Genomic DNA, 25,877 nt, shown 5'->3' on the forward strand with positions numbered 1-25,877 from the left:
AATGGCAAATCAAGAAGATAAATTTAAAAAAGTAGTTTCACACGCTAAAGAATATGGTTTTGTATTTCAATCAAGTGAAATATACGATGGTTTAAGTGCAGTTTATGACTATGCCCAAAACGGTGTTGAACTCAAAAAAAACATTAGAGAATATTGGTGGAAAGCTATGGTGCAAACACATGAGAATATTGTAGGTCTTGATGCTGCAATTTTTATGCATCCAACAACTTGGAAAGCATCTGGTCATATTGATGCATTTAACGATCCTCTTATAGATAATAAAGATTCTAAAAAAAGATATAGAGCGGATGTTTTAATTGAAGATTATGTTGGAAAATTAGACACCAAAATTGAAAAAGAAGTAAAAAAAGCAGCAAAACGTTTTGGAGATGCTTTTAATAAAGAAGAGTTTTTAGCAACCAATGCAAGAGTTATAGGCTACAAAGAAAAAGGAGAAGCTATATTAAAACGAATGGGGAAATCTTTAGAAAACGAAGATTTGGCTGATGTAAAAGCGCTAATTGAAGAATTAGAAATAGCTTGTCCACTCTCAGGTTCTAAAAACTGGACAGATGTTAAGCAATTTAATTTAATGTTTGGCACAAAGTTAGGAGCCTCAGCTGATACAGCAATGGATTTATATTTGCGTCCGGAAACAGCTCAAGGAATTTTTGTAAACTTTTCAAATGTGCAAAAAACTGGAAGAATGAAAATTCCTTTTGGAATTGCACAAACAGGGAAAGCTTTTAGGAATGAAATAGTTGCACGTCAATTCATTTTTAGAATGCGTGAATTTGAGCAAATGGAAATGCAATTTTTTGTGCGTCCAGGAACTCAAAAAGAATGGTATGAAAAATGGAAAGAAACACGGTTAAAATGGCACCTATCATTAGGAATGGGGAAAGATAATTACCGTTTTCATGACCATGAAAAACTAGCACACTATGCTGATGCAGCGGCAGATATAGAATTTAAATTTCCTTTTGGATTTAAAGAATTAGAAGGAATTCATTCACGTACAGATTTTGATTTGTCGAGCCATGAAAAATATTCAGGTAAAAAATTACAATATTTTGACCCTGAAATTAATAAACATTATATACCTTATGTAGTTGAAACTTCAATTGGATTGGATAGAATGTTTTTAGCTGTTTTCTCTAATTCATTACAAGAAGAAGAATTAGAAAACGGAACCACACGTACTGTATTAAAATTACCATCAGTATTAGCACCAACCAAAGCAGCCATTTTGCCATTGGTTAAAAAAGATGGTTTACCAGAAATTGCACGAAAAATTGTAGAAGATTTAAAATGGGATTTTAATGTTGCTTATGATGAAAAAGATGCTGTTGGAAGACGTTACAGAAGGCAAGATGCTGTAGGAACGCCATTTTGTATAACTGTAGACCATGATACTTTAAACGATGATTCAGTAACAATTCGTTATAGAGATACAATGGAACAAAAAAGAGTAAAAATTAAAAACCTTCGTTCAATTATTAAAGAAGAGATTGAAATTAAAAATTGGTTAATGAAAATGTAATTCCTATTAAATAAAAGATAAAAAGAGGCTGTCTAAAAAGTGTCATTCTGAATGTAAATGAAGAATCTCCTTGAAATTAAACACTTATATATCAAGGTATTGAGATTTTTCACTTTGTTCAAAATGACAAGTATAATTGCTTTTTAGACAGCCTCTTTTTTTATAAAATTCAATTTCTATTTAAACCGGTAACCTATAGAAACACCTCCACGCCCAACAACTTCAATAGCACTATTGTTTAATAAATCTCTACCAATTCCAGCATATATTTCAGCAATAAAGCCTCTTTTTGTTACAAATTTAGCTCCAACAGATATTCCTACGGCTAAATCTGTATATTTATCTTCAGTAATAATAGTTTCATAAGGCGGAAAATCTGTATAAATATAATTTTCAGTTTTTCCTGAATGAATCATTCCAAATGCTTCAATAAAAAAGCCTTGAGCATATTTATTTGAAAAAAAATGTCTGTAGTAAGGTGTTATTGAAAAAGTTCTATATTCATCTATTCCGTTTATACTAGAATCAAGGCTAAAAAGAGTTCCAACGCCAAAGGTAGATTCTTCATTAAGAATTCTTTCATAACTTATATCTACCCACTTAAAGGCAATTAAATTAGACATGTTAATTTTCAGTTCATTTTTTTGGAAAGTTTCCTGATTTTCTTCTTGAGCAAAAATAGATGAGCTTAAGATCAATAAAATACCAGTAATTATAATTTTTTTCATAGTTGAAGTTTAAAATGGAAACAAAAGTAGCATCAATAATTAAACCAAACTATTTTTTGGTTAAAAAATAGCTTTTAATTGTATTGCCCCTGTGTGAACTGTTCTTGAAGTTTCACTTTTTCGTCCTAAATAATTGATATTCAAATTTAAAAATGAATTTAATTTATGTTGAAATAGAAAACTCCAAGTATAGTTTTTTCCAGGTTGGAAACCTTCTAACATTTGATAAGCTACCGGTGAATTATTAGCTCCTTTAAAAGTATTTTTTAAAAAATTTATTTCAATTTTTAAGATACTTTTTAAGCTCTTCACATAATTTAATAAAAATCCTATTTTTTGTAATTTCAAAGTCTCTAAGCCTCCCAATTTATTTTCTTTATTTTTATTTTCATAAAAAGCAGAAAAAAAACTTTTTTTACTATAGTAGTAAGATAATTTTGGAAATAAGGTGTTGTTTTTTAAAAAATAATTTCTATTTGTAAAATTAGCTGAATTTGTTTTGTTTTCAGAAGAGCTGATATTGAAGTTAAATAGCCAAAAATCATCAAATTTATGCTCAAATTGAAGTTTGTGTATTTGTGTTTTATTCTCAGTATTATCAATGGTAGTAGTTAGTTTATTTTGAGATTTGATAAAACGATAGGTGGTTGAAAATTTCTTTTTACCCTTATTGAAATAAACACTATTGTTTAAATTAAAATTTAGGCCCAATAAATTTTTATTATGAATATCAAAAGGATTTAGATTAAATTTTTTAGCTAATTTTTGTTGTTCACCATCAATTAAAATAAAAGTATGATTATAAAAATGTGATATTAATTTTTTTAAACCTTTTTTTGAATTCCATTGCTGAGGGTTAATAGCAATAGTTTGTGTAAATTTATTTTGATGTGTTGCAATGTAATTTACTGTTGGTAAAATAATTCGTAAATATTGAGCTTGATCTGTGAATTGTGCAATTTCAAATTCATCTAGCTCTTTTATACCATTTTCATTATAGTCTATCCAAGTATAAAAACCTTGCCCTTGTTCTGTTTTAATATATGTAAAATCCTGTTGTGGTAATGTTCCTGAAAGTGTTTGGTAAATGGTATTAAAAGTTAAAAATTGATTAAATAATTGTTGCTTATAAGCAATTTTAGAGTTTAAAGATTCTTCGTTTTTAAAGTTTGTATTTTTAACACTTCTATAGTTTATGTATGTGGTTAAGTTAGCTGATATTGAGTTGATTAAATTTGATTTTAAATAATAAGTTTCAGAGGTATTTACTTGTGCAAATTTGTTATTTTGAATACTATCTGTAGTTCTAAAATTAGCTCCTATTTGTACAAATACTTTTGTAGAATCTCCAACACCCATAAATGTTTTAAACTCTTGATATTTATGACTTAAGTTTTGTATAGTATTATCTAAAATATTGGTGCGTTTATTATTTTCAGAATTAAAATTTACACCAAACCAACTTTTAGTTAAGTTGTATCTTGCATTCAAATAATATCGTAAAAAAGAAGCTTTTTCAGTAATTGTTTCATTGTTTAATAAACTACTATTAAAGTCTAAATTAAAATTTTTAGTAGTAAAATTCCCATTCAAATTATGTTTATTACCTTTAAAATAATCACTGAGTTCAAGGTTTTCAAATTTATAATTTATAATCTTATTTTTTTTATTTGAAAGCTCTAAAGTGGTGCTAAGTAATTTTTGACTTCCCGTATTAGTTTCAATATTCCAATCTCTATTAAATTCAATTTTCTGAATTCGTTCAATACTTTTAAATTGTTTATCAATAAATTCAAATTTAAAGTTACTTTTTAAATTCCATTTTTTTTCAAAAATTAGTTGTTTCCAACCAAGTTTAGTTGCAATCCCTTTATTTGTTGCATTGTCTAAGGTTGAAAATAAATTTATGTCATTATTACTAAAAGCAGTTTCTGCATTAATGGTGGTTTTTTTATAAGGATTGTAAGAAGCTTTAAAAACAGTAAGTTGTAATTTATTGGGTGCAGTTAATCGTATAATAGGATTGTAATTACCCAAATTTTCTCCAACATATTCAAATATTTTGCCAATAGCAATGAAATCTTTTAAAATATAGTTCCCTAAATTTTCTCCAACATAAGTAAAGGTTACTTGATATAATTCTTCAGTCTCATCAGTAGAAAACTCAAAAATTTCAGAAGCACCTATACTAATTTTTTTATACAGTATTTTATCTTCTGAAAAAGGGGTAATAAAGGCTGAAGGAGTAACCATTTGATTTGTGTTGCTTCCTGCATTGGCTAATAGTTGTTTTTGTTCGTTACTTAAATCTTGTTCTAAAGATTGATTTTTTAAATCGTTTTCATTGTAAAAGTATCCGTTAACTGTCAGTTTTTTTGTTTTGTAAGCAACGTTGTTGTAAGTTGTAAATCTAGTGTAAGCTCTATCTGAAAATTGATATTCGGCGGTAATTCTAACATCAGCACTCATTGGGAAAGTAGTACTAAAAGTAACTTCGGCGGTATTATAATCAATAGTATAGTCTTTATTTTCACCTCGTTTTAGTAATTTTCCGTTTGCATAAATTTTCTCAGTACCTATTAAAATTAATATATAGCTGTTATTATTTAAATCTGATAACCTATATGGACCTTGGTTTCCTTCTCGTCCATTAAATTGTACTTTTTTATATTTACCTCTAACAATAGCTCCTGTAGTTTGGATGTTTATTTCAGAATTATTATTTTTTATATTGGTATTTATGGCTAATCCTGAAACTTGTTTATTAAACCTTAAATAAGAAGTTTCATTATTATTTAGATAAATATCTCCTGCATCAATACTCCATGTATCACTAAATAACTTGATAAAAACGCGATCAAATTCGTTTAATTTGTAGGTGTTTCCATTTTCTTGGATGGGTAAATTAGTATCAATTATTTTGGCTTTTAACGTAACTTTATCAGATAATTTTCCAGCTATTTGTAAATCCAATGTAGAGTTAACAACGGCATTCTGGTTATTGCCAATAGTAACACCTCTTGTGATATTTCCCATTGTATTTAGCCCTTCAAACGGTTTAACAACTATTTTTTGTTGATTGGTTGTTAAGCTATAAAGTTGTGCCTGACTTGTTGCCTTTGGAACAATTATTTTTTTATTAAATTTAAAATAATTCTTAGTTAAAAACTTAGGGAAAGAAGTGTATTGAACTATTACTTCTGAAAACTTTTTAAAACGTTCTTTTTTGAAAATTAATAACGATTTTGAAAAATTAACACTATAATTTTTAGGATCAATTTCAATATTTTGATTTGTAAATACTTTAAAATTAGCAGAGCTAATACTAATTGTATCTATTTTTATAGTGTCATTTTTAACAATAAAAGATTTTAAATGAATATTTTCTGATTGAACTTGAGCATTGATAACAACACTGATTAAAAGAACCAATAAGAAAAAACTTTTTTTCATTTTTTAAACGAACGTTGTAAAGTTAAATATAGTTTAAAATAATAACTGTTGGGGAGAAGGACTTTCATGTGCCAAAAGCCATTTTTTTCTCCATAAACCACCCGCATAACCTGTTAACGAACCATTGCTACCAATAATTCTATGACAAGGAATTATGATCCAAATAGGATTTTTACCATTGGCAGATGCTACTGCTCTAATAGCTTTTGCATCTCCTAATTTTTTAGATTGTTCTAAATAACTACGTGTTTTTCCAAAGGGTACGTTTAACAATTCATTCCAAACTCGTTTTTGAAAATTGGTTCCTTGTGGGTTTAGTTTTAAGTCAAATACGGTTCTTGTTCCATTAAAATATTCATCTAATTGTTGTACGCAACTTTGAAGGTAGTTTGGAATATTGAATGGAGTTTCAATTTTTTCATCAATAATAGTGATTGATTGAATTCCATTTTTGTTACCTTCAATTTTAGCAGTTCCAATAGGTGTTTTGTAATATGTAACTTGGTTAGACTCCAAAAATTTCTTTTGAGTTTTGGGTTGTTATAGTGGCAATTTCTTCAGAATTTAAATTATAAATACTGGTTAATTTATCTAATACTTTAGTTATATAACTACTTTCATTTCTTTTTCCTCTGTATGGGGTAGGAGCCAAATATGGAGCATCAGTTTCTAAAACAATATGTTTTAAAGGAATTTGATTTAAAAATTGATCTATTTTTCCATTTTTAAAAGTGACTACGCCTCCAATTCCTAACTTCATATTGTATGAAATAGCTTTTTTTGCTTGTTCTAAATTTCCTGTGAAGCAGTGAAAAATACCGAAAAGTTTACCGTCATTAACTTCTTCAAGAATTTCAAAAATTTCATCAAAAGCATCTCTACAATGTATAACAATAGGCACGTTTTTTTCTTTGGCCCATTTAATTTGTATTTTAAAAGCAAGTTGTTGTTGTTTTAAAAATGTTTTATCCCAATACAAGTCAATACCAATTTCACCAACGGCATAAAAATTACGTTTGTCTAACCATTTTTTCACAAAAGCCAATTCTTCTTCAACATTTTCTTTAACATGAGTAGGGTGTAACCCCATCATTAAAAAAGTATTGTTTGGAAATGCTTTTTCCAAATCTAACATGGCATTAAAGTAAGTTGAATCTATAGCAGGGACAAAAAAACGTGAAACACCTGCATCAATAGCACGTTGTACCATTTCGTTTCTGTCTTCGTCAAATTGTTCACTGTATAAATGTGTGTGAGTATCGGTAATTATCATAGGGCAAAAGTAACTAAAAAAGTAAGATAAACGTTGTTACGGGACAGAGCGTAAAAAAATGTTTAGTGAATATTTTTAGCGAATGAGCCAGCTGGTGTAAGGCAGAACGACTGCAGCAATCTGTTACTTTGTAGTTCCAATCATAAGATTGCCGCGCTTCGCTCGCAATGACACGTCATTACGAAGGAGGCACGACTGAAGTAATCTACTACTATTATTTCATCATTACGAGTAGCAGTAGCGACGAAGCAATCTCATAATAAAACGAAGCAATCTATTACTTTGTAGTTCCAATCATAAGATTGCTGCGCTTCGCTCGCAATGACGTTTCTGAATTAAATTTCGATACTGCTGAATTTTACAACTTCCTTAATAATTTTTTAGCTTGTTTATATTCTTCAGCAGTTTCAGGTATTGTTTTTAATACTTTTTTACATTCATCAAGTTTTCCTTGTTTTAAAAATCCAAGAGCTTTATACCATTTGGCAGTGTTTGAAAAAGAAGAATTCCCACTACTTATTTTATTAAAAATAGTTTCAGCTTTCTTATATTTATTAAGTTCTAACAAAGAAATTCCTTTGTACAATTGAATTTCAATATCGTTAGGGTTTTTAGAAGCTAAAATGCTTAACTGTTTAAAAGCTTCTTCATAATTTTTTGAGTTAAAAGCTTCTTCTGCTTTTATAGATGCAGTATTATTCTCACCTCTAACAACTAATTCTAAGGGATTATGATTTGAAAAATCACGATATACAGGGTTTCCATCTTTAAAAATAAATAAGCCAATTAATAAAGCTATACTAGCCGCCACCATTAATTGTTTATAGTTAAATAGAGAGATTATTTTTCCTTTGTTTTTGACTAATTTTTCTTTCTTAATATATTTTAATCCTAAATTTGATAAGGTATTTCGTAACTTCTGTTCTTCCTCTTCATTCTCAAATTTCGAAGATAATGAGGTGTTAAGGGTTTTATAAATTTCAAATTCTTGTTTAAAATTGGTGTCAGATTCTAGTTTTTCCTCAAAAGAAATTATTTCAGAAGCGGAGAGTTCTTTATTTAGGTAGTTATCAAACAATATGTAGTTGTCTTCTTTCATTTTAGTTGGTTTTTAGTTGATGAAACTCATTTGAATTTTTCACAAGCTGAGTTAATTTTCCCATACATTGTGATTTCTTTTTGCGAGCATAACCATAAGTAACACCTAAAATTTCAGCAACTTTCTCCATCGATTTAATTTTAAAGCAGGTTTTTAATAGTTCTTGGCATTTTGCACCTAATTCTTTAAATTTTGATTCAAAAAGGTGATATTGTTTTTCGAAAATTTCAGTTTCTTCAACTTGTTGTTCTTGCTCTACAGTTATAGATGTATCATCTTCTAAAATTGTTACCCTATTATTTCCTCTTTTTTTAAGTTCATTTAACCATCTTCTTTTACACAATAAATAAAAGTAGGCATCAAAAGGACAAGTAAGTATAAAATTTTTCTCTTTTGCTTGATGAAATATAGTAACTAATGTCTCTTGAATAATATCCTGTGCATCATCAGAATTTCCATTGTTGTTTTTTACATACGAAACAATTTTATGAGAAAAATTCTTATAAATATCAGAAAGTACTTTGCTGTCGTTTTTTAGCAAAGCCTCAATATATATATGATCTGCGTGTGGTTTTTTATTCATTTACCATTATTATAAATAGCTAATTTAATTTTTTTTTTAGAAAGAAGGGGTAACAAAAAAGAAAACCTATTGATATGTTAGTGTAAATACAAATTTAAAAAAAAGAAAATTCAATAATTATGAAAATACAAAAACAAAATTTCACACACTTAAATAAAAGTAAAGTTGTGAGTAGAATTTTAAAAAATCTAGTGGGGCTGTCAATACTTGTATTATTTGCAAGTTGTATTACCAATGATAATGATTCAGAAGTTTTAGAACCTCAACCAGATGGCGAAGCATTAGCCGCTAGATTTGAGGAGAATAGAGCAAATGCTACTCAAGAGTTTACTTTAGATGCCTCAGTAGGAGGAACTATTACAGGAACACAAGGAACACAAGTAACTTTTCAACCAAACTCTTTTGGATTAAATGGTACTCCAGTAACAGGGAATGTAACTGTACAATTGATAGAAATTTATGATAAAGCTTCCATGCTTTTAAAAGATAAATCTACTTTAGGGATACGAGATAATGGCGATAAAGAAGCCTTAAAATCGGCAGGTGAATTCTATATAGATGCTGTGCAAGGAACAAATAGTTTAGAATTATTAGAAATGGCAGGAGTTCAAAGCAAGCCTATAGATTTCGCCGACTTAGAAGGTGGAATGCAAATTTTTAGAGGTGATGATGATACAGATGGAGATTGGATTGAAGCAGATGAAGATGGTGATGGAGAAAAAGATAATGCACAAATTAGAGATGGCGGAGGCCCTAATGGTGAGTATGCAACATATAATTATGATATTGGTGATTTTGGATGGACAAACTTAGACAAATGGTATAACTATACTGGGTCTAAAACACAACTTTATATTGATGTTCCAGATGGGTTTAACCAAGATAATTGTGCAGTATATTTATCATACGATGGTGAGCCAACAGCATTGGCGAGAATGGATACTTGGGATACATCACTTCAAATGTTTACAGAGCATTACGGGTTAATTCCAATAGGATTAGAAGTACATATTATTATGGTTGCTGAAATTGACGGACAATTAAATTATGCGATACAAGGAACAACAATTGTAGATGGACATATTGAAGTGATAACAAGTTTATCTCCAATTACTCAACCAGCTTTAGAAACATTAATTAACGGATTACCTTAAATATTGCAATTAGAGAACAGTTAGAAATAGGTTAATTGCTAGGTAAAAGAGCTATCCAAATTTAGGTAGCTCTTTTTTATCTACTAGATTTAAGTGTTAAATAAAATAGTACAGATTTATAGAAGCAAAACAATATAAAATGCTTTTTCTATATTTGTGAAAATGCAAATGTTATGTTAAAACAATTTATTTTTATTTTTATTATAGGCTTTAGTCAGCTCTTTTTAGCGCAAACAATTGAAAAGGATACAGTTACTAGAAATGCTACAATTGTTTATTCCGTTGATGAGAATAAAGTTTCTTTCAACCCCAAAACACCAGAATTAAACCAAATTGCAGGAGCTCCAAAAGCATTTTACACGTATTTTTGGGAGTTTGGCGATGGGAATTATAGTTTTGAAAAACAGCCAATTCATACCTATAAAAATAAAGGAATATATAAAACAAGTCTTTCTGTTACTAACAATTATGATGATGGAAAACCACCGGCAACTAGGCCAAAAGAGGTTGCAATAAATTCAATAAGTTTTGATACTTCTAAAAATGAAAATCATCATTTATTAACAGCTTATAATGGTTTTAGGCTACAAATAAATAGAGATCCAGTTCCAGAAGAAGAAATGCAATTTATTTTAAGTTATGGAAATACAAAAGAATACACTACTAACGGAAAAATATATATTTTTTATAATGAAAAAAAATACAAGGCTAAAAATTTTGAACTTGTTGATGATAGGCTGTATTACGGTGAAAAAGAAATATCAAATGAAATAATTGTAACTACTAGTAAAAAGATTTCTAAAGATGAATTTTTAAGAACAACAGGAGTTTCAAGTTTTATTAATGAAAAATTAATAGTAAATGACACCCTCAAACAAAACCTTCCACTTACATTGGAAGATGCAAAATCCTATTATCAAGATTTTAAAATTTATGAGATAGACAACATAGAAAAAAACGAAGAACGCAATATGTTTTTCACCTTTAAAACAACACCTGAAATGTTGAAAGACACGAGTGCAGTAATTTCTATTAGAAGTATTTATGTTCCAGATCGAGGGAATGATGCTCACAAAGTACTAACAAAAGAAATGGAAATTGTGACTTCACACGATCCAAACAAAATGGCTGTTTATGATACCCGGTTAAATTATAGGTTGGTTCGTTTTAAAAGATTAAAATATAAAGTTCGTTTTCAAAACAATGGAGAAGGGCCGGCGAGATTGATAAAACTTAATGTTGATATTCCTGAAATGCTAGATAAATCAACATTAAAGGTATTAGATATGTATCCTAAATGTCCAATTTGTCCTGATGAAGAAGTTAGCTATAGCTGTTTAGATACCATTATTTTAAAAGACCAAATATCGTTCCAATTTAAAAACATATACTTACCAGGAACTGCTCAAAAAGGAGTTCATGAGAAAGATTCTACGAAAGGGTTTGTGAAATATTCTTTAAAATTTGGAAAAGATTTTCACAAGCAAAAATCTAAAAGTAAAACCGAAATAATTTTTGACAAAAATGAACCAATAATTACAAATACATCAACATCTCGTTTTTCTCCAGGAATATCAATAGGTATAAAATCGGGTTATAATAGCTATTTAGATGTTAGAGATTCTAAAAGTTATTTTGTTGGAGCTACTATTTCACCCTATAAATCATATAAAAAATATTTACAGGCTGAAATTATGATTTCAACACACGAATTTGGGGATTTCAAAAGTACAAGCGAGCAACTTGGCCCAATTGATTTGGAACAAGGAGCTATAATAGATAGTGCCATACGGTTTGATGAAGTAAATTCAGAAATAACAAAATTAAATATTGATATTGTGCCAATTTCGTTTCGTTATAATTTAAATGGAATTATTGGAGTTGGGGTTGGTTCTCAAATTTCGTTTGATTTATCTAACAAAATTAATACCACGGTAAATTCTAAATATTTCACATATTATAAAAATATTGTAGGAGATCCAATTGATGTATTGTCTAGTACAAGCACAACAACAAAAACATCTTCGTTTAGTGATATTAGGTATGGTGTTTTTGGAGATATTACCATTGGGGCGTCACGCATTGGGCCAAGTTTAGGTTTTCGTTATATTTATAATTTTAATAAACCAAATACACAATTTCATTTTTATGCAATTTGGAAAATTTAAGATACAATGCTAAAAAATGTTGTCTTCCTATTTTTAGTGCTTTTTAGTTTTAATATAGCGGCTCAACATGCGAAATCTAATTTCAAAACTACTTTAGACTCATTAAAGAAACAAGATAACTTTTCGGAATATATTTATACACATTTAGATAAATTTTCAGAAAACCCATCAGTTGAAAATTTATCATTTTTTACAAATACACTATCAAGGTTATGGAGAAATCCAACTACTAAAAGTGAGTATATAGCATTACTTTATTTGCATGTTAATTATGGGTACTATTTAAAACAATATGGATTTATTGATTTATCGATAAATCAATACGAAAAAGCCTATAATATTTACAAAAACAACAGAATAATAAATTACAATATTATTGAATTTTGTTTAAAACCATTGGCTAATAACTATACGAGATTAGGGGAATTAGACAGGGCTGAAGATATTTTAAAAATAACAATTGAAAAAGCTCAAAAAGAAAACAATAATAAACAACTAATTGCTGGGTATTCAAATTTATCAGCAGTTATTAGAACGAGAGGAAATTATAAGGAGGCAGTAAACTATTTAAATATTGCATTAAATTTAGCAAGAGATAAACAACTTAAATCTAGGATTTATTCAGATTTGGCAATTAATTTTTTGTTTTTGCATGAACCCCAAAGAATAATTGAAAACATAGAGATATCAAACCAATTAAATACCAAAAAGAACAAAGCTATTTTAACAAGAAATTCTATTACTTTAGGAAGTTATTATAAACAACAACAACAATTTAAATTAGCCTTGCTTGCATTTAAAAAATCTTTAGTAACAGCTAAAAGTGTGTTTGGTAAAAATGACAGAGAAGTAGCTAAAATATATAACCAAATAGCTGAAGTTTATCAAGCGCAAAATAAATTTAAAAAATCGTTAAATTCATATCAAAAGTCATTACAAACATTACTGCCAAAGTATAAGCCCAAAACAATATATGAGAATCCTTTAACTACTTATTTTTATCCTGAAAACACATTAAAAGATGCTTTAGACGGAAGGGCAAGCGTATTTATTGAAATAAAGAATTACAAAGATGCACTTAAAAATTTTGATTTGGCTTTTAAGGTTGAAGCACAATTAAGAGCATCATACTTAAATCAAAGCGCAAAATTAATACAACAACAGGAGAGTAAAAACAGAAGTGAAAGTAGTATAGATTTATGTTATGAGTTATTTAAACAAACAAGTAATTTTAACTGGATTGAAAGAGCTTTTCAATACGCAGAACAATCAAAATCAGTTATTTTACTTGAAGCAAAAAAAGCTGCTTTTTTAAAATCATCTTTAAAAAAGGATAGTTTATTTAGTAAAGAAAAAATGTTGCTTTCTAAAAAAGCACAACTTAATAAAAGTATTGTAATTGAAGAATTAAAAGGGAGCAAGGCTGTTGTAAATTTAATAGCTAAATTAACGAAAGAGAGAAATGAAATTTCAAATAAACTTCAACTATTAAAACAGCAAATAGAATTAAAATACCCTAATTTAAAAATACAAAGTAATCGTTTAATCTCAGTAAAAAGAATACAAGAAGAATTATTATCAAACTATAAATCATTCATTGAGTTTTTCGAGGGAACACGTACTGTTTATGTTTTTTCAATTTCAAAAAATAATCAAATTAAACTTCATAAAATAGCTAAAACAGTTGCTTTTAAATCCAAAATTTCAAAATTCTTAAAATTATTTTCAGATGACAGGGGTACTATTTTACAAAATAACGTAAAAGAATACACCTCATTAGGCTATCAACTATATAGAGAACTGTTTAATATTGAGTTAAATGAACACACAATTATAATACCAGATGGTGTGTTCTCATTTATTCCGTTTGATGCTCTAATTACTAAAGAAACAGCTATTACAAACTTTAAAACATTACCATATTTACTTCATAAAACGGTAATTAGTTATGCCTATTCAGCTGCCATATTAATTTATAAAAAGAAATTGGTTCAACCAGTTAAAAAAGAATTTATTGGTTTTTTCCCAGTATTTGAAAATAACCATAGAGGGTTGTTAACGTTAAATTATACGTTACAAGAAGCAAAAAGCATTGAAAAAGAGCAAAAGGGAGAATTTTTATTAGGAAAGAATGCTTCTAAAAGGATGTTTAATCAACTAAGCGATAAGTATTCAATTATACATTTATCAACACATGCAACTGCTGGAGATTTTTATACGCCACCAGCAATTGAATTTTATGATGAAACAATGTATTTGCCTGAAATATACGGCTATAATTTACAAACCGACTTGTTGGTTTTAAGCGCATGCGAAACAGGAATTGGCACAATAAGAAAAGGGGAAGGAGTTATGAGTTTAGCAAGAGGATTTTCTTATGCAGGAGTACAAAATTTAGTAGTTTCTTTATGGAAAGTGAACGATAGATCTACTGAGAAATTAATGTCAGAGTTTTATAAAAATTATCAAAAAACAGGAAATAAAGCTATTGCACTACACAATTCGAAACAGGCATATTTAAAAAATAAGTCTATTTCTTCAACTAAAAAATCGCCTTACTATTGGGCAAGTTTTGTGTATATTGGAGAAACAACTTCCAAAAATAATACCAGTTATAATTATTTATGGATTTTACTATTGGGATTCATTTTAATAGGAGGTTATTTTCTGTTAAAAAATGGTAGATTTGGCAAAAATAATTGATGCATGAATTTAAATAAAATTCTTTTAAGAAAAGGCTATACTAGAATAAAACTAAAAAAAATAAATACAAATCATTTTGAATTAAAAGCAACATTAAATGGTGTTAAAGGACGGTTTATTTTAGATACCGGAGCCTCAAATTCTTGTGTTGATATTAAATTAGCTGAAAAATTTAAATTGAAAGTAGAAGATTCAGAAACTAAAGCTGCTGGTGCTGGGGCTACAGGAATGGATACTAAAGTTTCCAATAAAAATGATTTAAAAATCAAAAAATGGGAATTTCACAATTTTACAATTGTATTACTAGATTTAGCACACGTAAATAATGCTTTAACTGAACATAAGGCAAAACCAGTTGATGGGATTATTGGTGCAGATATATTGGAAAAAGGAAAAGCAATTATTGATTATAAAAAGCATCGACTGTATTTAAAAAAGAAGGTGTATAAATTTTAGTTTTATTTAGTGTTGATTATCCAAGTTGCTCTTGCACCTGTATAAAATAAACTATGATTTAAACCCTTTGCTATTGAAAAATCTAGAGTTAATGACTCTTCTATATTATAACTTAAACCAGTAGTAATGTTTTGTAAAAAATTATGAGTTTTTGTATTATTTCCAGAAAACTCTAAAAATATTAGGCCTTTTAAAAACAGTTTATATGTTAAATTGGTAATAATAAAACTTGATAATTGGGTGTTTTTTTCAAATGCATAACCAATATTGTAATTTAAATTTAATTTTTTAGTAAGTGTATTTGATAAATTTAAGGAAAAAGTTTGTCCAACGTAATTAAAATTGAGATTTGATAAGTAATGAAGATAAATTCGTGTCATAAAAGCTGCTTCAGGCAGCCATTTTTTTTGATTCCATAGATTTACAGAAAATCCAAGTTGAGTGTCATCAAATTTATGTGTAGCATATACAAGTTCATTTTCTTCATAATATTTTTCCTTTATAATTGGTATTGCTATTTGTAATTCTATATTTTTTAAAAAACCATACCTGAATAAAAAATTTGGTGTGCTTATTGATTTAGACAAGCCATTATTTTCTTTTTTATCAATAGAGTATATAGATTCTAGTTCTATTTGAAACTTGTTTTTATCAATACCTTTTGACGGTTCTACCGTTTGAGCATTTAAAGTGTGTTTGTAAAAAAGAAGTATAAATAAAAGATAGTTAATATTTTGCATTATTTTTTTAATTTGATACAAAATTATTCTTATTTAGACTAAATAAAAATGATTTTTATCAACTTTATAAAAAAAGCCAAGCAATTTTGCTTGGCTTTTAAGAGATATTATAAAAATTAATAGCGGCTATAATTCTAATGCTTTTTTAATATTATTATCCATTAATATTTCAATAGGATTTTCTAAGGCTTCTTTTACAGCAACCAAAAACCCAACGGATTCTCTTCCGTCAATAACTCGGTGATCATAAGAAAGTGCAACATACATAATTGGTCTTATAACAACTTCCCCATTTACAGCTACAGGTCGCTCAACAATATTGTGCATTCCTAAAATACCACTTTGTGGAGGGTTAATAATAGGAGTAGATAGCATAGAACCAAACACGCCTCCGTTTGTAATGGTAAAAGTACCTCCAGTCATTTCATCAACTGTAATTTGTCCGTCACGTGCTCTTAAAGCCAAACGTTTAACTTCGCTTTCTACACCTCTAAATGTTAAGTTTTCAGCGTTTCTAATTACAGGAACCATCAATCCTTTTGGTCCAGAAACTGCAATTGAAATATCTTGAAAATCATGCATTATTTTATAATCTCCGTCAATCATTGAATTTACATCAGGATATAATTTTAAAGCTCTAACAACAGCTAAAGTAAAGAAACTCATAAATCCTAAACCAACTCCATGCTTTGTTTTAAAGAGTTCTTTATATGCTGTTCTTAAATCAAAAATAGGTTTCATATCTACTTCATTAAAAGTAGTAAGCATAGCAGTTTCATTTTTTACAGCTACTAAACGTTGCGCTACTTTTCTGCGAAGCATAGACATTTTTTTACGTTCTGAACTACGTGTTCCGCCTCTAGGAGTACCCATACTTGGTATTGCATTTACAGCATCATCTTTTGTAATTCTGCCATCGCGTCCTGTTCCTTTAACTTCTGAAGGAGTTATCCCTTTTTCATCAAGAATTTTTTTGGCAGCAGGAGAAGCTGTTCCACTAGCATAAGTATTTTCTACGGAGCTTGAAGTGACAACTTTTTCTTTATTCTTTTCAATTGACTTTTCATTGCTTACGGAAGATTGTTCACTAGCAGCAGGTTTTTTGCCGTCTAAATCTATTAAACATACTACTGCGCCAACTTCAACCGCATCACCTTCTTCAGCTTTTAAAGTAATAATACCACTTTCTTCAGCAGGTAATTCTAAGGTTGCTTTGTCTGAATCAACTTCGGCAATTGGTTGATCTTTTTCAACATAATCTCCATCCTCAACTAGCCAAGTTGCAATTTCTACTTCTGTAATAGACTCTCCCGGTGAGGGAACTTTCATTTCTAAAATCATCTTATTAATTTTTTGTCCTATTAGACGAATTTTTATTAGTTAGTTTTAAATACTTTATCAATAATACGTTGGTGTCTTCTTTTAAACCTTGCCGCTGAACCTGCAGCAGGTACAGCATAAAATGGTTGCGAAGCTACCTCAAGGGGTACTAACCTAAAGCGTTGTAACATAAAACTCCAAGCGCCCATATTTTCAGGTTCTTCTTGTGCCCAAACATAATTTTTAACGTTTGTATATTTATCAATTATTTTTTGTAATTTATCTAAATGTAACGGAAATAATTGTTCAATTCTTATGAATGCAACATCATTTCGTTCTAATTTGTTACGCTCTGCTAACAAATCGTAATAAAATTTCCCAGTACAAAATACTAGTTTGGTAATGTTTTTTGCTTCAATTGTATCATCAATTACTTCTTGAAAATTTCCTTCTGAAAATTCATTTAGTGAGGATACGGCCAACGGATGGCGCAACAAACTTTTAGGTGTAAATACAATTAAAGGTTTTCTGTAATCACGTTTCATTTGGCGACGTAACAGGTGATAAAAGTTAGCAGGTGTGGTACAGTCTGCCACAATCATATTATCAATAGCGCATAATTGTAAAAATCGTTCCATACGTGCTGATGAATGTTCAGAACCTTGCCCTTCATAACCGTGAGGAAGCAACACCACAATACCATTTTGTAGTTTCCACTTATCTTCGGCAGCCGATAAATACTGATCAAAAATAATTTGGGCACCATTACTAAAATCGCCAAATTGAGCTTCCCAAATGGTTAGTGTATTTGGATTTGCCATTGCATAGCCATAATCAAAACCAAGTACGCCGTATTCTGATAATAAGGAATTGTAAATATTCATTTCCCCTTGTTTATCATCTAATTTATTTAATAAGTTAATGCGTTCTTCAGAAATTTCATCTCGTAATATGGCGTGACGATGACTAAATGTGCCACGTTCAACATCTTGACCAGAAATACGAACATCAAAACCTTCTTTAAGCAAACTACCATAAGCTAAAGTTTCCCCCATTCCCCAGTCAATTTTATTGATTTCAAAAACCATTTTATTTCTGTCACGTAAAATCTTTTCAGCTTTTCGTAAAAATTTAACACCTGTTGGAATTGTAGATACTTTCTTTGCAATGTCTTTTAATTTTGATTCAGGATAGGTTGTATCTACTGAAACTAGCATAGCATTTAAATCTCTTCGGGTAAAACCTTTCCAAGTATCTTGCATAAATTCACGAACTTTTGAAGTTTTAACTTTTTTAGAATGTTGATATTCTTCTTCTAATAAGTTTTTGAATTCAGCAATAGAATTATTTAAATAAGCAGTATCAATAATCCCCTCTTTTATTAACCTTTGAGCATAAATATCTCTTGGGTTAGAATGTTTTGAAATTGCTTTATATAAGTTTGGTTGTGTAAATCGGGGTTCATCACCTTCATTATGCCCGTACTTTCTATAACCTAATAAGTCTATAAAAATATCACGCTTAAATTTCATTCTAAAATCTAAAGCCATTTCCATAGCATGAACAACGGCTTCAACATCATCTGCATTTACGTGTAAAACTGGAGATAAAGTAACCTTAGCAACATCAGTACAATAAGTACTTGAACGCGCATCTAAATAGTTGGTAGTAAAACCAATTTGATTGTTAATTACAATATGAATAGTACCACCAGTAGAATACCCATTTAGTTTACTCATTTGAGTAACTTCATAAACAAGACCTTGCCCTGCTATTGCGGCATCTCCATGTACAATTATTGGTAATAATTTTGAATTATCACCATTGTATACTTTGTCAATTTTGGCACGTGATATACCTTCGGCTACTGCAGCTACAGTTTCTAAATGAGAGGGATTTGGAACTAAATTCATTTTAAGTTCCTTATTGTTTTTTAATATTTTAGTTGTTGTTAAACCTAAGTGATATTTTACATCACCATCAAAATCTTTCTCTTCAAAATCTTTGCCTTCAAATTCACTAAAAACATCACGTATTGGTTTTCTAAAAATATTGGTAAGTGTATTTAAACGGCCTCTGTGCGCCATTCCTAATACAAATTCATCGGCATCATAAATTTCTGCAGCATTTCTTATAACAGCACTTATTGCAGGGATTAAAGTTTCTCCACCTTCTAAAGAGAAGCGTTTTTGACCAACGTATTTTGTTTGTAAAAAATTCTCAAATGTTACTGCTTGCGTTAACTTTTTTAATATATATTTTTTAGATTCATTAGAATAGTTAGGAAGGTTAGAATTTTTATTTAGTTGTTTTTGAATCCATTTAATTTCTTCAGGATTCCGAATATACATATACTCAACACCTATAGAATCACAATAAACAGTTTCAAGATGTTTAATAATTTCACGTAAAGTAGCTTTACCTGTTCCAATGCTGCTTCCTGCGTCAAAAACAATATCTAAATCTTCTTTAGATAATCCAAAATTTTCAATTGCGAGTGTTGGTTCGTATTTACGCCGTTCACGAACAGGATTTGTTTTGGTGAATAAGTGCCCTCTTGTTCTATACCCATTAATTAAGTCGAGGACTTTAAATTCCTTCAACACATTTTTAGGAACCTTAAAATTAGTTTCTTCATTGGTTGATGAATATTTTTCATTGGCAAAATCATAGCCTTGAAAAAAACTTTTCCAACTAGGTTCTAAGGTGTCAGGGTTTATTAAATACGTATCATATAAATCGGAAATATATCCTGTATGTATGGTATTTAAGAATGAAAACTTGTCCATGTTTTTATTAGATGTCTGTGATTTATTTAGTTGTGGCTAAAATACAATTTTTACAATAACTATTGTTTTTATTAAAAGCTTTATTGTAGATATTATTTTTTTAATACGAATTAACGAATTTTGTTAAAAATGTAGTTTTTTTAATGCTTTTTTAAGCAAATATTGAAAACTCAACAATAAAAGATGATTCTTAATAGAAGTTTTTAATGTTTCGTACTTAGTGAGTTAGCTAAATCAAAAAAAAAATAGCATAAAAGAATGCTTTTTTTTCATAAAAATCTTGCAAAAAGTTTAAAACCTTGTATATTTGCACTCGCAAAAGAGAATAAATTCCTCCTTAGCTCAGTTGGTTAGAGCATCTGACTGTTAATCAGAGGGTCCTTGGTTCGAGTCCAAGAGGGGGAGCAAAAGAAAAAGACTTACAGTAACGTAAGTCTTTTTTGCCCTTTGTATAATTTTCCCAAACCCCATATTTTAAATCATTGAATATGACACGAATTTTAATTTTTATGTTTCTACTTTCTCTGTCTAGTTATGGTCAAGAAATAGGGAGTGTTAAAAGTAAAAATCATTCAATAAAACTTCTAAAATCAAATAATCAATTTTTGTTAGTTTATTCAGATTTGAATTCAGAAAGTTTTAATAACAAGTCGTTTCATTTTCCTAATAAAAATACTATTTATAATATTATTGTTGATGGTTTTGATGCTGTAAATGACCATCAAGTAATAGTTAAAACTAACAATGATACTATTATAAAGTTTGAATTTAAAAGGATTAAGGGAAAAAAAATGCTTAAAATTAAACAGAATAATTTAATAAGTAAAACATTTAGTGCAAGTGCTTTTTTTACTAAAAATGAGATTTTAAATATTTTTAGAGAAAAAACATAAATTGAGAATTACAAATTATTTACTATTAGAATGATAAATGTCATTAATTTAATCAAAAATTCATACTACTTTTACAGCACTTATTCATTACTTAATAGATTTTTAAGTGGTGAGTTTTTGATTTTTTTAGTTAGTAGTAAAAAAGGGAGCCTCCAAGGCTCCCTTTTTTAAATTTTGTTTTATTTTGGCTCCATAGTTCAAGGGATAGAATAGAAGTTTCCTAAACTTTAGATCCAGGTTCGAGTCCTGGTGGAGCTACTAAAAATTATTAGTTAGTTAAAATGAAATTCTAAAGGTGAAATTTGGAGTTAAACCTATTGAGTTATTATTAACAGCACTTATACTGTTTTCAGCATTTATTTTGTAATATCTGTTTAAGATATTTTTATTGTTGAGTATATTAAGAATTGAAACTCCAGTCATACCATTTATAGTTTTACTCAATTTGAACTTATAGGTAGATGAAAAATCTACTCGAAAATAATTTGGAAGCCGATTGCTATTAGGCTTATTATAATTAATATAATTGCTAACTCCATCAAAAGAAATTGAGTTATCACTAAGCGGTGTTGTAAGTGGTTTTCCTGTTCTCCAAAGTAAGCCAATTGCTATATCTAATTTTTTATAAGTATATGTATTACCCATAGAAATACTGTGTTTTATATCTAAATTATTTGGGAAGTTTGCAGGGGTGAGTTCGCTAAAATTATAATTATTATTGTTAAAAGTATAGCCTAGCCAAGTGCTAAAGGCCTCTGTTTTTTTATTTATTAAAAACTCTATTCCGTTAACGGTGTAACTACCCGAAGTTTTGATAAATTGATTTTGATTTTGAAAACCTTGGTTAGCAGTTGTTATACCGTTAACGTATTTGTAAAACCCTTCTATATCAATAAAAAAACTATTTTTTTTATAATTAATGCCTATAGATGCTTGTTTACTTTTTATAATTGGTATTGATTCATTATCGGCCAATATCCATCTGTTTTTTTCAACGCCTAAAAAATCTTCTTGTAAATCAATTACTTGAGTGGCATTTTGACTTTTAAATTCACCCGCAAATTTTAATGATAAATTTGAATTTACTTTGTGTAATGCCTGAATTCTTGGTTCAGGAATGAAAACTCCAAATTTTTCAATATAATTAAGTCTAAAACCACTATTAATAAAAGTTTTATTATTGGTTGAAATATAGTTTAGCTCACTATATAAAGAATGATTTCTAATAACAGATTTTAGGATTCTTATGTATAAGGGAAGGTTTACATCTTCAGCATTTGAAATACCTAATTCATAAAAATGATAGCCAGTTAAAATTTTAATATTTTTAGTTGGTTGGTAATAAGTGTTTAATTTAACACCTGTTTCTAATACTTCATTATTTTGTAGTAAACGTTGTTCAGTTAATAAGGTGTAATTAGATGCTTTTATATTATATTTTGTGTAATATATATTTAGAAGTGTTTTAAACTTTTTGCCCCATTTGCTAGAAAGTTTAGCACCAAAGGCTAAGTTTTTTTGCTGTAGAGTACTTGTTTTAGATTCATTTAATGTTTCATTTTTTAACGTTTCATTGTAATCTAAATTGTTTTCAACCTTTAATAAGTTAAACCTAAATTTGTGTTGTTTGTTAATATTGTACAAGAACTTTAAATTATAATCATAAAAATTAAAATTAGAAGCCGTTTTAACATCGGTATTATTAATATTAAGTTGGGTAGAAATTTTAGAATCTTGAAATATACGATTAAAGTATTGTTCAAAAGTAGGAGTGCTAAATAAATCGGTTACAGAGCGTCTTCCTGAGAATTGTATGGCTACTTTTTTTGAAATAGGAACTTGTCCGTAAGCATCAACACTTAAAAGATTAAACCCAGCTCCACCAAACGGTTTTTCTTTAATATCATTTATAGATTTCATATCTACTGTGCCAGAAACACCATCGTTATATTGTGAGCTAGTACCATTTTTAATAATTGTAACATCCTCTATTAAATAGGGGTTGAAAGCTGAAATTAAACCAAAAAAATGACCTGAATGATACATTTTAATACCATCCCAAATAAGTAAATTTTGATCATTTGTACCACCTCTAATGTTGATAGTTGAAATAGTTTCATTAACACTGCTAATCCCTGGAATTGATTGAATTTTATGTAGTACATCAGGTTCAATAAGGCCAGGTAAAATACCAAATTTTTCAGTATTTAGGTTAATTGTGTTATTTGTTTTTACAGTTATACCAGAGGTTAAATAATTTGTTAAAATTACTTCATTGAGTTGTTCAACCTTTTGAGTTAAAGGGATAATTAAGCATTTATTTTTTTTAATAAAATCAGTTGAATTTAAATAAACGGTAGCGTATGAAATATGACTTATTTCTACAATGTCGTTTCCATCAATTTCAGGTAATTCAAAATAACCTTTAGCATTAGAAACGGTACTAACATTTGTGTTTAAAACAGCAACATGTGCATTGTCAATGAAAATTTGAGAATTAACATCAAATAAGTTTCCACAAATTTTAATTCCTGCAGTTTTGCTATTAATTAAAATATTATTTGAGGTTAAAAAAGTGAAGTTTAATTTTGTAGCATTTTTCAAATAAGAAATAGCTTCCTTTAAGTTTAGAGCTGTACTGTACGGGATTATTTCAAAATTTTCAACCGTTTTATCTGCGTAAGTAAAGGTAATGTTATACTGTTTTTCAGCAACAATTAGAACATCCAAAAGAGGATGAGCTTTTTTATTAGGGGTTTGAGAGTAATTGCAAACGGTATAAAAAAAGCATAAAGTAATTAAAAAAAATTGTTTTAAAAATTTCATTATTAATTTAAACGAACCTTATTATTTGTTACAAAGGTATAATTTAAATTAAAAGGAATGGTAATAGCTTTTAAAGCATTTTTTAAATTGTTATGTGTAAAGTTACCTGTAAATAAGTTTTTTGAAAGTGTATTGTCAAACTCAATAGATATATTGTATTGTCTTTCAAGTTCATTAACTACATACCAGTAAGGCATACTTTTAAATGAGCTATTGTTTTGAATCCACGATGGGCTTAAGTCTGTAATGGTTTTTTCAAACTTAGTTTTAGAATTTATGACTTTAAAAGAGCTTCCAGCAGGAATCTTAATGGTGTTATTTTTATAAGTAGCACTAACTAAACCTTCATAGCAAATAACTTCGAAATAATTATTTCTAGCTACAACATTAAATTGTGTTCCAAGTACGGTTACATTTCCGAGTGCCGTTTTTACAGTAAATTTAGAGCCTTTTGCAACTTTAAAATAAGCTTCACCTTTTAAAGATAAATTTCTATTATTTTTCCAGTTGCGTATTTTATATTTTATCTCTGAATCGGCATTTAAATTTACAATGGACTTATCTGGTAAATTAAAAGTGATTTTCTGAGCAAAAGAGGTTGTATAGTTTTGTGAGCGATTACCAATAAAATAGTAAGAAGAAACAACAACAATAATAATTGCTGCTACTTTGTATATAAATTTCGGAAAGTTTAATCTTCTTACCTTTGTTTTAGAATTCTTTAAATTTAATTTTTTTAGCGCTTCTTCAGCATTAAAAACAGGTGCTTCAAGTTTATTTGAATGGGAAACAATTTTTTTGTAGGTACGTACCTCGTCTTCACTTAAATATTTTTTAAGTTCAGTTTCTGAAATTTCGTTTGCAAGCCATTTGGCTAAAAAATTATTTTCTTTCATACCTTTCATTATACGTATAACAGTCAATTTTAAAAATACCCTACCTTAATTTTATAAATTTTCTATTTCACTCCTTAAATTTAACAGTGCATTGTGAATTCTTTTCTCTACTGCTTTTACTGAAATCTCTAAAATTTCAGCAATTTCTTTGTATTTTTTACCGTCAATTCTATTCATTAAGAAGGCTATTCGTTGAGCTTCAGATAAATTTGATATTGCACGTTGTAACTTTATGCCAAACTCTTTTTCTTCTAATAAAAACTCAGGAGATTCATTGGTGTAATTTTTTGTTTGAGAGTTTTTAAAGGTAAGTACAACGTTGCTTTTAGAATATTCATTTAAAAATAAATTATTGGCAATAGTATATAGAAAAGATTTGGCTTTTCCCGGAATTACTTTTTTACAATTACTCCAAAACTTAAGAAAAGCATCTTGAACAATGTCACTTGCTAAATTAGAATTACCACATTTATAGAATATATAATTGTTTAATAATTTAGAGTGATTTATAAAAAAATCACTAAATATTTTTTCATCACAATAATTATTATTCTTGTTAATATCCATTAATATTAATTGGAGATTTATTAAAATTAAACGCAAAGATAAAATTTTTAAAAATAAGGTAGGGTATTTTTAAAGTAGATTGTTACAAGAGTATTAATAACACACAAATTATATAAATTATGAAAATTATAAGCAAATTACTTTATCTAAATTTCTTTTTATTACTATTTATTTCTTGTGATAAGAATGATGATTTAAGTTTTAATGATGTTGCAGGAATCTACGAAGGAACTCTTTCAACAAACGTAGCAGGAAAATCTAATACCAAATCTGTTACAGAAACAACAAGCCAAGCAACTGTAGAAATAACAATGAATGGTAATGAAATTCAAGTGCATTGCTACAATGACAATTTTGACACAACCCAAACGTTAGATTTATTTAGAGATAATGAAGATATTAAGGTGTGTTTAACAGGAAGCGATTTTGAAGGAATGTACGGACATATGGAAGGGGATAGGGAGATGAATGGAGGAATGATGGGAAGTGAAAATGAATGGATGCAACATTTAAACGATGAACACAAACAAGGTGATGAACATTTTGGAGGATTTGATATGAGCCAAAACTCATTTGATTATACCTTTAAAGTAAATGGCATGGATTACCATTTTGAGGGGTATAAACAATAATTATTTTGAATTAATAATCTTCCAGTACAAATGTATTGGAAGATTTTTTTAATT

At 28.5% G+C, this 25,877-nt stretch carries 18 protein-coding genes, 2 tRNA genes and 1 pseudogene; 9 read left to right on the forward strand and 12 right to left on the reverse strand.

Annotated features, from left to right (window positions below):
* Position 1 precedes the first annotated feature (1 nt).
* Positions 2 to 1,543 (forward strand): glycine--tRNA ligase, encoded by a 1,542-nt coding sequence (locus Lupro_RS09785; RefSeq protein ID WP_068209458.1) that lies wholly within the window; start codon positions 2 to 4, stop codon positions 1,541 to 1,543.
* A 176-nt stretch (positions 1,544 to 1,719) separates the two neighbouring features.
* Here Lupro_RS09785 and Lupro_RS09790 read toward each other — a convergent pair whose 3' ends face one another.
* The 6 genes from Lupro_RS09790 to Lupro_RS09815 form a co-directional block, all read right to left on the reverse strand.
* On the reverse strand, positions 1,720 to 2,271 hold the full coding sequence (locus tag Lupro_RS09790) for a DUF3575 domain-containing protein (RefSeq protein ID WP_068209461.1): 552 nt from the start codon (positions 2,269 to 2,271) through the stop codon (positions 1,720 to 1,722).
* A gap of 60 nt (positions 2,272 to 2,331) precedes the next feature.
* Complete coding sequence (locus tag Lupro_RS09795) at positions 2,332 to 5,724, reverse strand: hypothetical protein (protein WP_068209464.1); 3,393 nt, start codon at positions 5,722 to 5,724, stop codon at positions 2,332 to 2,334.
* 33 nt (positions 5,725 to 5,757) lie between these two features.
* Positions 5,758 to 6,240 (reverse strand): methylated-DNA--[protein]-cysteine S-methyltransferase, encoded by a 483-nt coding sequence (locus Lupro_RS09800; RefSeq protein ID WP_068209467.1) that lies wholly within the window; start codon positions 6,238 to 6,240, stop codon positions 5,758 to 5,760.
* Positions 6,230 to 6,997, reverse strand: coding sequence for a TatD family hydrolase (locus tag Lupro_RS09805; RefSeq protein ID WP_068209470.1), 768 nt, complete (start codon positions 6,995 to 6,997; stop codon positions 6,230 to 6,232). The genes Lupro_RS09800 and Lupro_RS09805 overlap by 11 nt, the downstream gene beginning before the upstream one ends.
* Before the next feature lie 358 nt (positions 6,998 to 7,355).
* Entirely contained in the window at positions 7,356 to 8,096 is a 741-nt protein-coding gene (locus Lupro_RS09810; protein WP_068209473.1) for a tetratricopeptide repeat protein, read from the reverse strand.
* 1 nt (position 8,097) lies between these two features.
* Entirely contained in the window at positions 8,098 to 8,679 is a 582-nt protein-coding gene (locus Lupro_RS09815; protein ID WP_068209476.1) for an RNA polymerase sigma factor, read from the reverse strand.
* A gap of 119 nt (positions 8,680 to 8,798) precedes the next feature.
* Between Lupro_RS09815 and Lupro_RS09820 the strand changes: the two genes are divergently transcribed.
* The 4 genes from Lupro_RS09820 to Lupro_RS09835 all read left to right on the forward strand — a co-directional run bounded on the left by Lupro_RS09820 (position 8,799) and on the right by Lupro_RS09835 (position 15,160).
* Positions 8,799 to 9,833, forward strand: a complete 1,035-nt coding sequence (locus Lupro_RS09820) for a hypothetical protein (protein ID WP_068209479.1) — start codon at positions 8,799 to 8,801, stop codon at positions 9,831 to 9,833.
* A 173-nt stretch (positions 9,834 to 10,006) separates the two neighbouring features.
* On the forward strand, positions 10,007 to 12,001 hold the full coding sequence (locus tag Lupro_RS09825; protein ID WP_068209482.1) for a PKD domain-containing protein: 1,995 nt from the start codon (positions 10,007 to 10,009) through the stop codon (positions 11,999 to 12,001).
* Positions 12,002 to 12,007: 6 nt separating this feature from the next.
* Positions 12,008 to 14,704 (forward strand): CHAT domain-containing protein, encoded by a 2,697-nt coding sequence (locus Lupro_RS09830; RefSeq protein WP_068209485.1) that lies wholly within the window; start codon positions 12,008 to 12,010, stop codon positions 14,702 to 14,704.
* Positions 14,705 to 14,707: 3 nt separating this feature from the next.
* Positions 14,708 to 15,160 carry a retropepsin-like aspartic protease family protein gene (locus Lupro_RS09835; RefSeq protein WP_068209488.1) on the forward strand — a complete coding sequence of 151 codons (453 nt, stop codon included), beginning with the start codon at positions 14,708 to 14,710 and terminating at the stop codon, positions 15,158 to 15,160.
* 2 nt (positions 15,161 to 15,162) lie between these two features.
* On the opposite strand, the gene Lupro_RS09840 is transcribed toward Lupro_RS09835, so the two are convergent.
* The 3 genes and pseudogenes from Lupro_RS09840 to Lupro_RS09850 all read right to left on the reverse strand — a co-directional run.
* Positions 15,163 to 15,900, reverse strand: coding sequence for a transporter family protein (locus tag Lupro_RS09840; protein WP_068209491.1), 738 nt, complete (start codon positions 15,898 to 15,900; stop codon positions 15,163 to 15,165).
* Positions 15,901 to 16,026: 126 nt separating this feature from the next.
* The gene (odhB, locus tag Lupro_RS09845; RefSeq protein WP_068209494.1) at positions 16,027 to 17,241 is read right to left on the reverse strand and encodes a 2-oxoglutarate dehydrogenase complex dihydrolipoyllysine-residue succinyltransferase; all 1,215 of its coding nucleotides are present in this window, start codon (positions 17,239 to 17,241) and stop codon (positions 16,027 to 16,029) included.
* Between the two features lie 35 nt (positions 17,242 to 17,276).
* Positions 17,277 to 20,012, reverse strand: a pseudogene (locus Lupro_RS09850) (2-oxoglutarate dehydrogenase E1 component); the annotation flags it as partial.
* A 328-nt stretch (positions 20,013 to 20,340) separates the two neighbouring features.
* Here Lupro_RS09850 and Lupro_RS09855 point away from each other — a divergent pair.
* From Lupro_RS09855 to Lupro_RS09865, 3 genes are all read left to right on the forward strand, one after another.
* Positions 20,341 to 20,414, forward strand: a tRNA-Asn gene (locus tag Lupro_RS09855).
* Positions 20,415 to 20,497: 83 nt separating this feature from the next.
* The gene (locus tag Lupro_RS09860; protein WP_068209501.1) at positions 20,498 to 20,902 is read left to right on the forward strand and encodes a hypothetical protein; all 405 of its coding nucleotides are present in this window, start codon (positions 20,498 to 20,500) and stop codon (positions 20,900 to 20,902) included.
* A 186-nt stretch (positions 20,903 to 21,088) separates the two neighbouring features.
* Positions 21,089 to 21,160, forward strand: a tRNA-Arg gene (locus Lupro_RS09865).
* An 18-nt stretch (positions 21,161 to 21,178) separates the two neighbouring features.
* On the opposite strand, the gene Lupro_RS09870 is transcribed toward Lupro_RS09865, so the two are convergent.
* The 3 genes from Lupro_RS09870 to Lupro_RS09880 form a co-directional block, all read right to left on the reverse strand.
* Positions 21,179 to 23,632 carry a TonB-dependent receptor gene (locus tag Lupro_RS09870; protein WP_158499564.1) on the reverse strand — a complete coding sequence of 818 codons (2,454 nt, stop codon included), beginning with the start codon at positions 23,630 to 23,632 and terminating at the stop codon, positions 21,179 to 21,181.
* Positions 23,633 to 23,730: 98 nt separating this feature from the next.
* Positions 23,731 to 24,624 (reverse strand): FecR family protein, encoded by an 894-nt coding sequence (locus Lupro_RS09875; RefSeq protein WP_068211574.1) that lies wholly within the window; start codon positions 24,622 to 24,624, stop codon positions 23,731 to 23,733.
* A gap of 51 nt (positions 24,625 to 24,675) precedes the next feature.
* Positions 24,676 to 25,191, reverse strand: a complete 516-nt coding sequence (locus Lupro_RS09880) for an RNA polymerase sigma factor (protein WP_068209506.1) — start codon at positions 25,189 to 25,191, stop codon at positions 24,676 to 24,678.
* A 119-nt stretch (positions 25,192 to 25,310) separates the two neighbouring features.
* Between Lupro_RS09880 and Lupro_RS09885 the strand changes: the two genes are divergently transcribed.
* A complete protein-coding gene (locus tag Lupro_RS09885; protein WP_068209509.1) occupies positions 25,311 to 25,823 on the forward strand; it encodes a hypothetical protein in 513 nt (170 codons plus the stop codon).
* Positions 25,824 to 25,877: the final 54 nt, after the last annotated feature.

This window comes from Lutibacter profundi (assembly GCF_001543325.1).
GTDB classification, from domain to species: domain Bacteria; phylum Bacteroidota; class Bacteroidia; order Flavobacteriales; family Flavobacteriaceae; genus Lutibacter; species Lutibacter profundi.

What these genes read in the sequence shown, in the direction of transcription:
- Lupro_RS09880 (WP_068209506.1), bottom strand. Translation starts at nt 25,191, where the DNA reads ATGGATATTAACAAGAATAATAATTATTGTGATGAAAAAATATTTAGT.
- Lupro_RS09825 (WP_068209482.1), top strand. Translation starts at nt 10,007, where the DNA reads ATGTTAAAACAATTTATTTTTATTTTTATTATAGGCTTTAGTCAGCTC.
- Lupro_RS09820 (WP_068209479.1), top strand. Translation starts at nt 8,799, where the DNA reads ATGAAAATACAAAAACAAAATTTCACACACTTAAATAAAAGTAAAGTT.
- Lupro_RS09885 (WP_068209509.1), top strand. Translation starts at nt 25,311, where the DNA reads ATGAAAATTATAAGCAAATTACTTTATCTAAATTTCTTTTTATTACTA.
- odhB (WP_068209494.1), bottom strand. Translation starts at nt 17,241, where the DNA reads ATGATTTTAGAAATGAAAGTTCCCTCACCGGGAGAGTCTATTACAGAA.
- Lupro_RS09830 (WP_068209485.1), top strand. Translation starts at nt 12,008, where the DNA reads ATGCTAAAAAATGTTGTCTTCCTATTTTTAGTGCTTTTTAGTTTTAAT.
- Lupro_RS09810 (WP_068209473.1), bottom strand. Translation starts at nt 8,096, where the DNA reads ATGAAAGAAGACAACTACATATTGTTTGATAACTACCTAAATAAAGAA.
- Lupro_RS09785 (WP_068209458.1), top strand. Translation starts at nt 2, where the DNA reads ATGGCAAATCAAGAAGATAAATTTAAAAAAGTAGTTTCACACGCTAAA.
- Lupro_RS09875 (WP_068211574.1), bottom strand. Translation starts at nt 24,624, where the DNA reads ATGAAAGAAAATAATTTTTTAGCCAAATGGCTTGCAAACGAAATTTCA.
- Lupro_RS09840 (WP_068209491.1), bottom strand. Translation starts at nt 15,900, where the DNA reads ATGCAAAATATTAACTATCTTTTATTTATACTTCTTTTTTACAAACAC.
- Lupro_RS09835 (WP_068209488.1), top strand. Translation starts at nt 14,708, where the DNA reads ATGAATTTAAATAAAATTCTTTTAAGAAAAGGCTATACTAGAATAAAA.
- Lupro_RS09790 (WP_068209461.1), bottom strand. Translation starts at nt 2,271, where the DNA reads ATGAAAAAAATTATAATTACTGGTATTTTATTGATCTTAAGCTCATCT.
- Lupro_RS09805 (WP_068209470.1), bottom strand. Translation starts at nt 6,997, where the DNA reads ATGATAATTACCGATACTCACACACATTTATACAGTGAACAATTTGAC.
- Lupro_RS09860 (WP_068209501.1), top strand. Translation starts at nt 20,498, where the DNA reads ATGACACGAATTTTAATTTTTATGTTTCTACTTTCTCTGTCTAGTTAT.
- Lupro_RS09815 (WP_068209476.1), bottom strand. Translation starts at nt 8,679, where the DNA reads ATGAATAAAAAACCACACGCAGATCATATATATATTGAGGCTTTGCTA.
- Lupro_RS09795 (WP_068209464.1), bottom strand. Translation starts at nt 5,724, where the DNA reads ATGAAAAAAAGTTTTTTCTTATTGGTTCTTTTAATCAGTGTTGTTATC.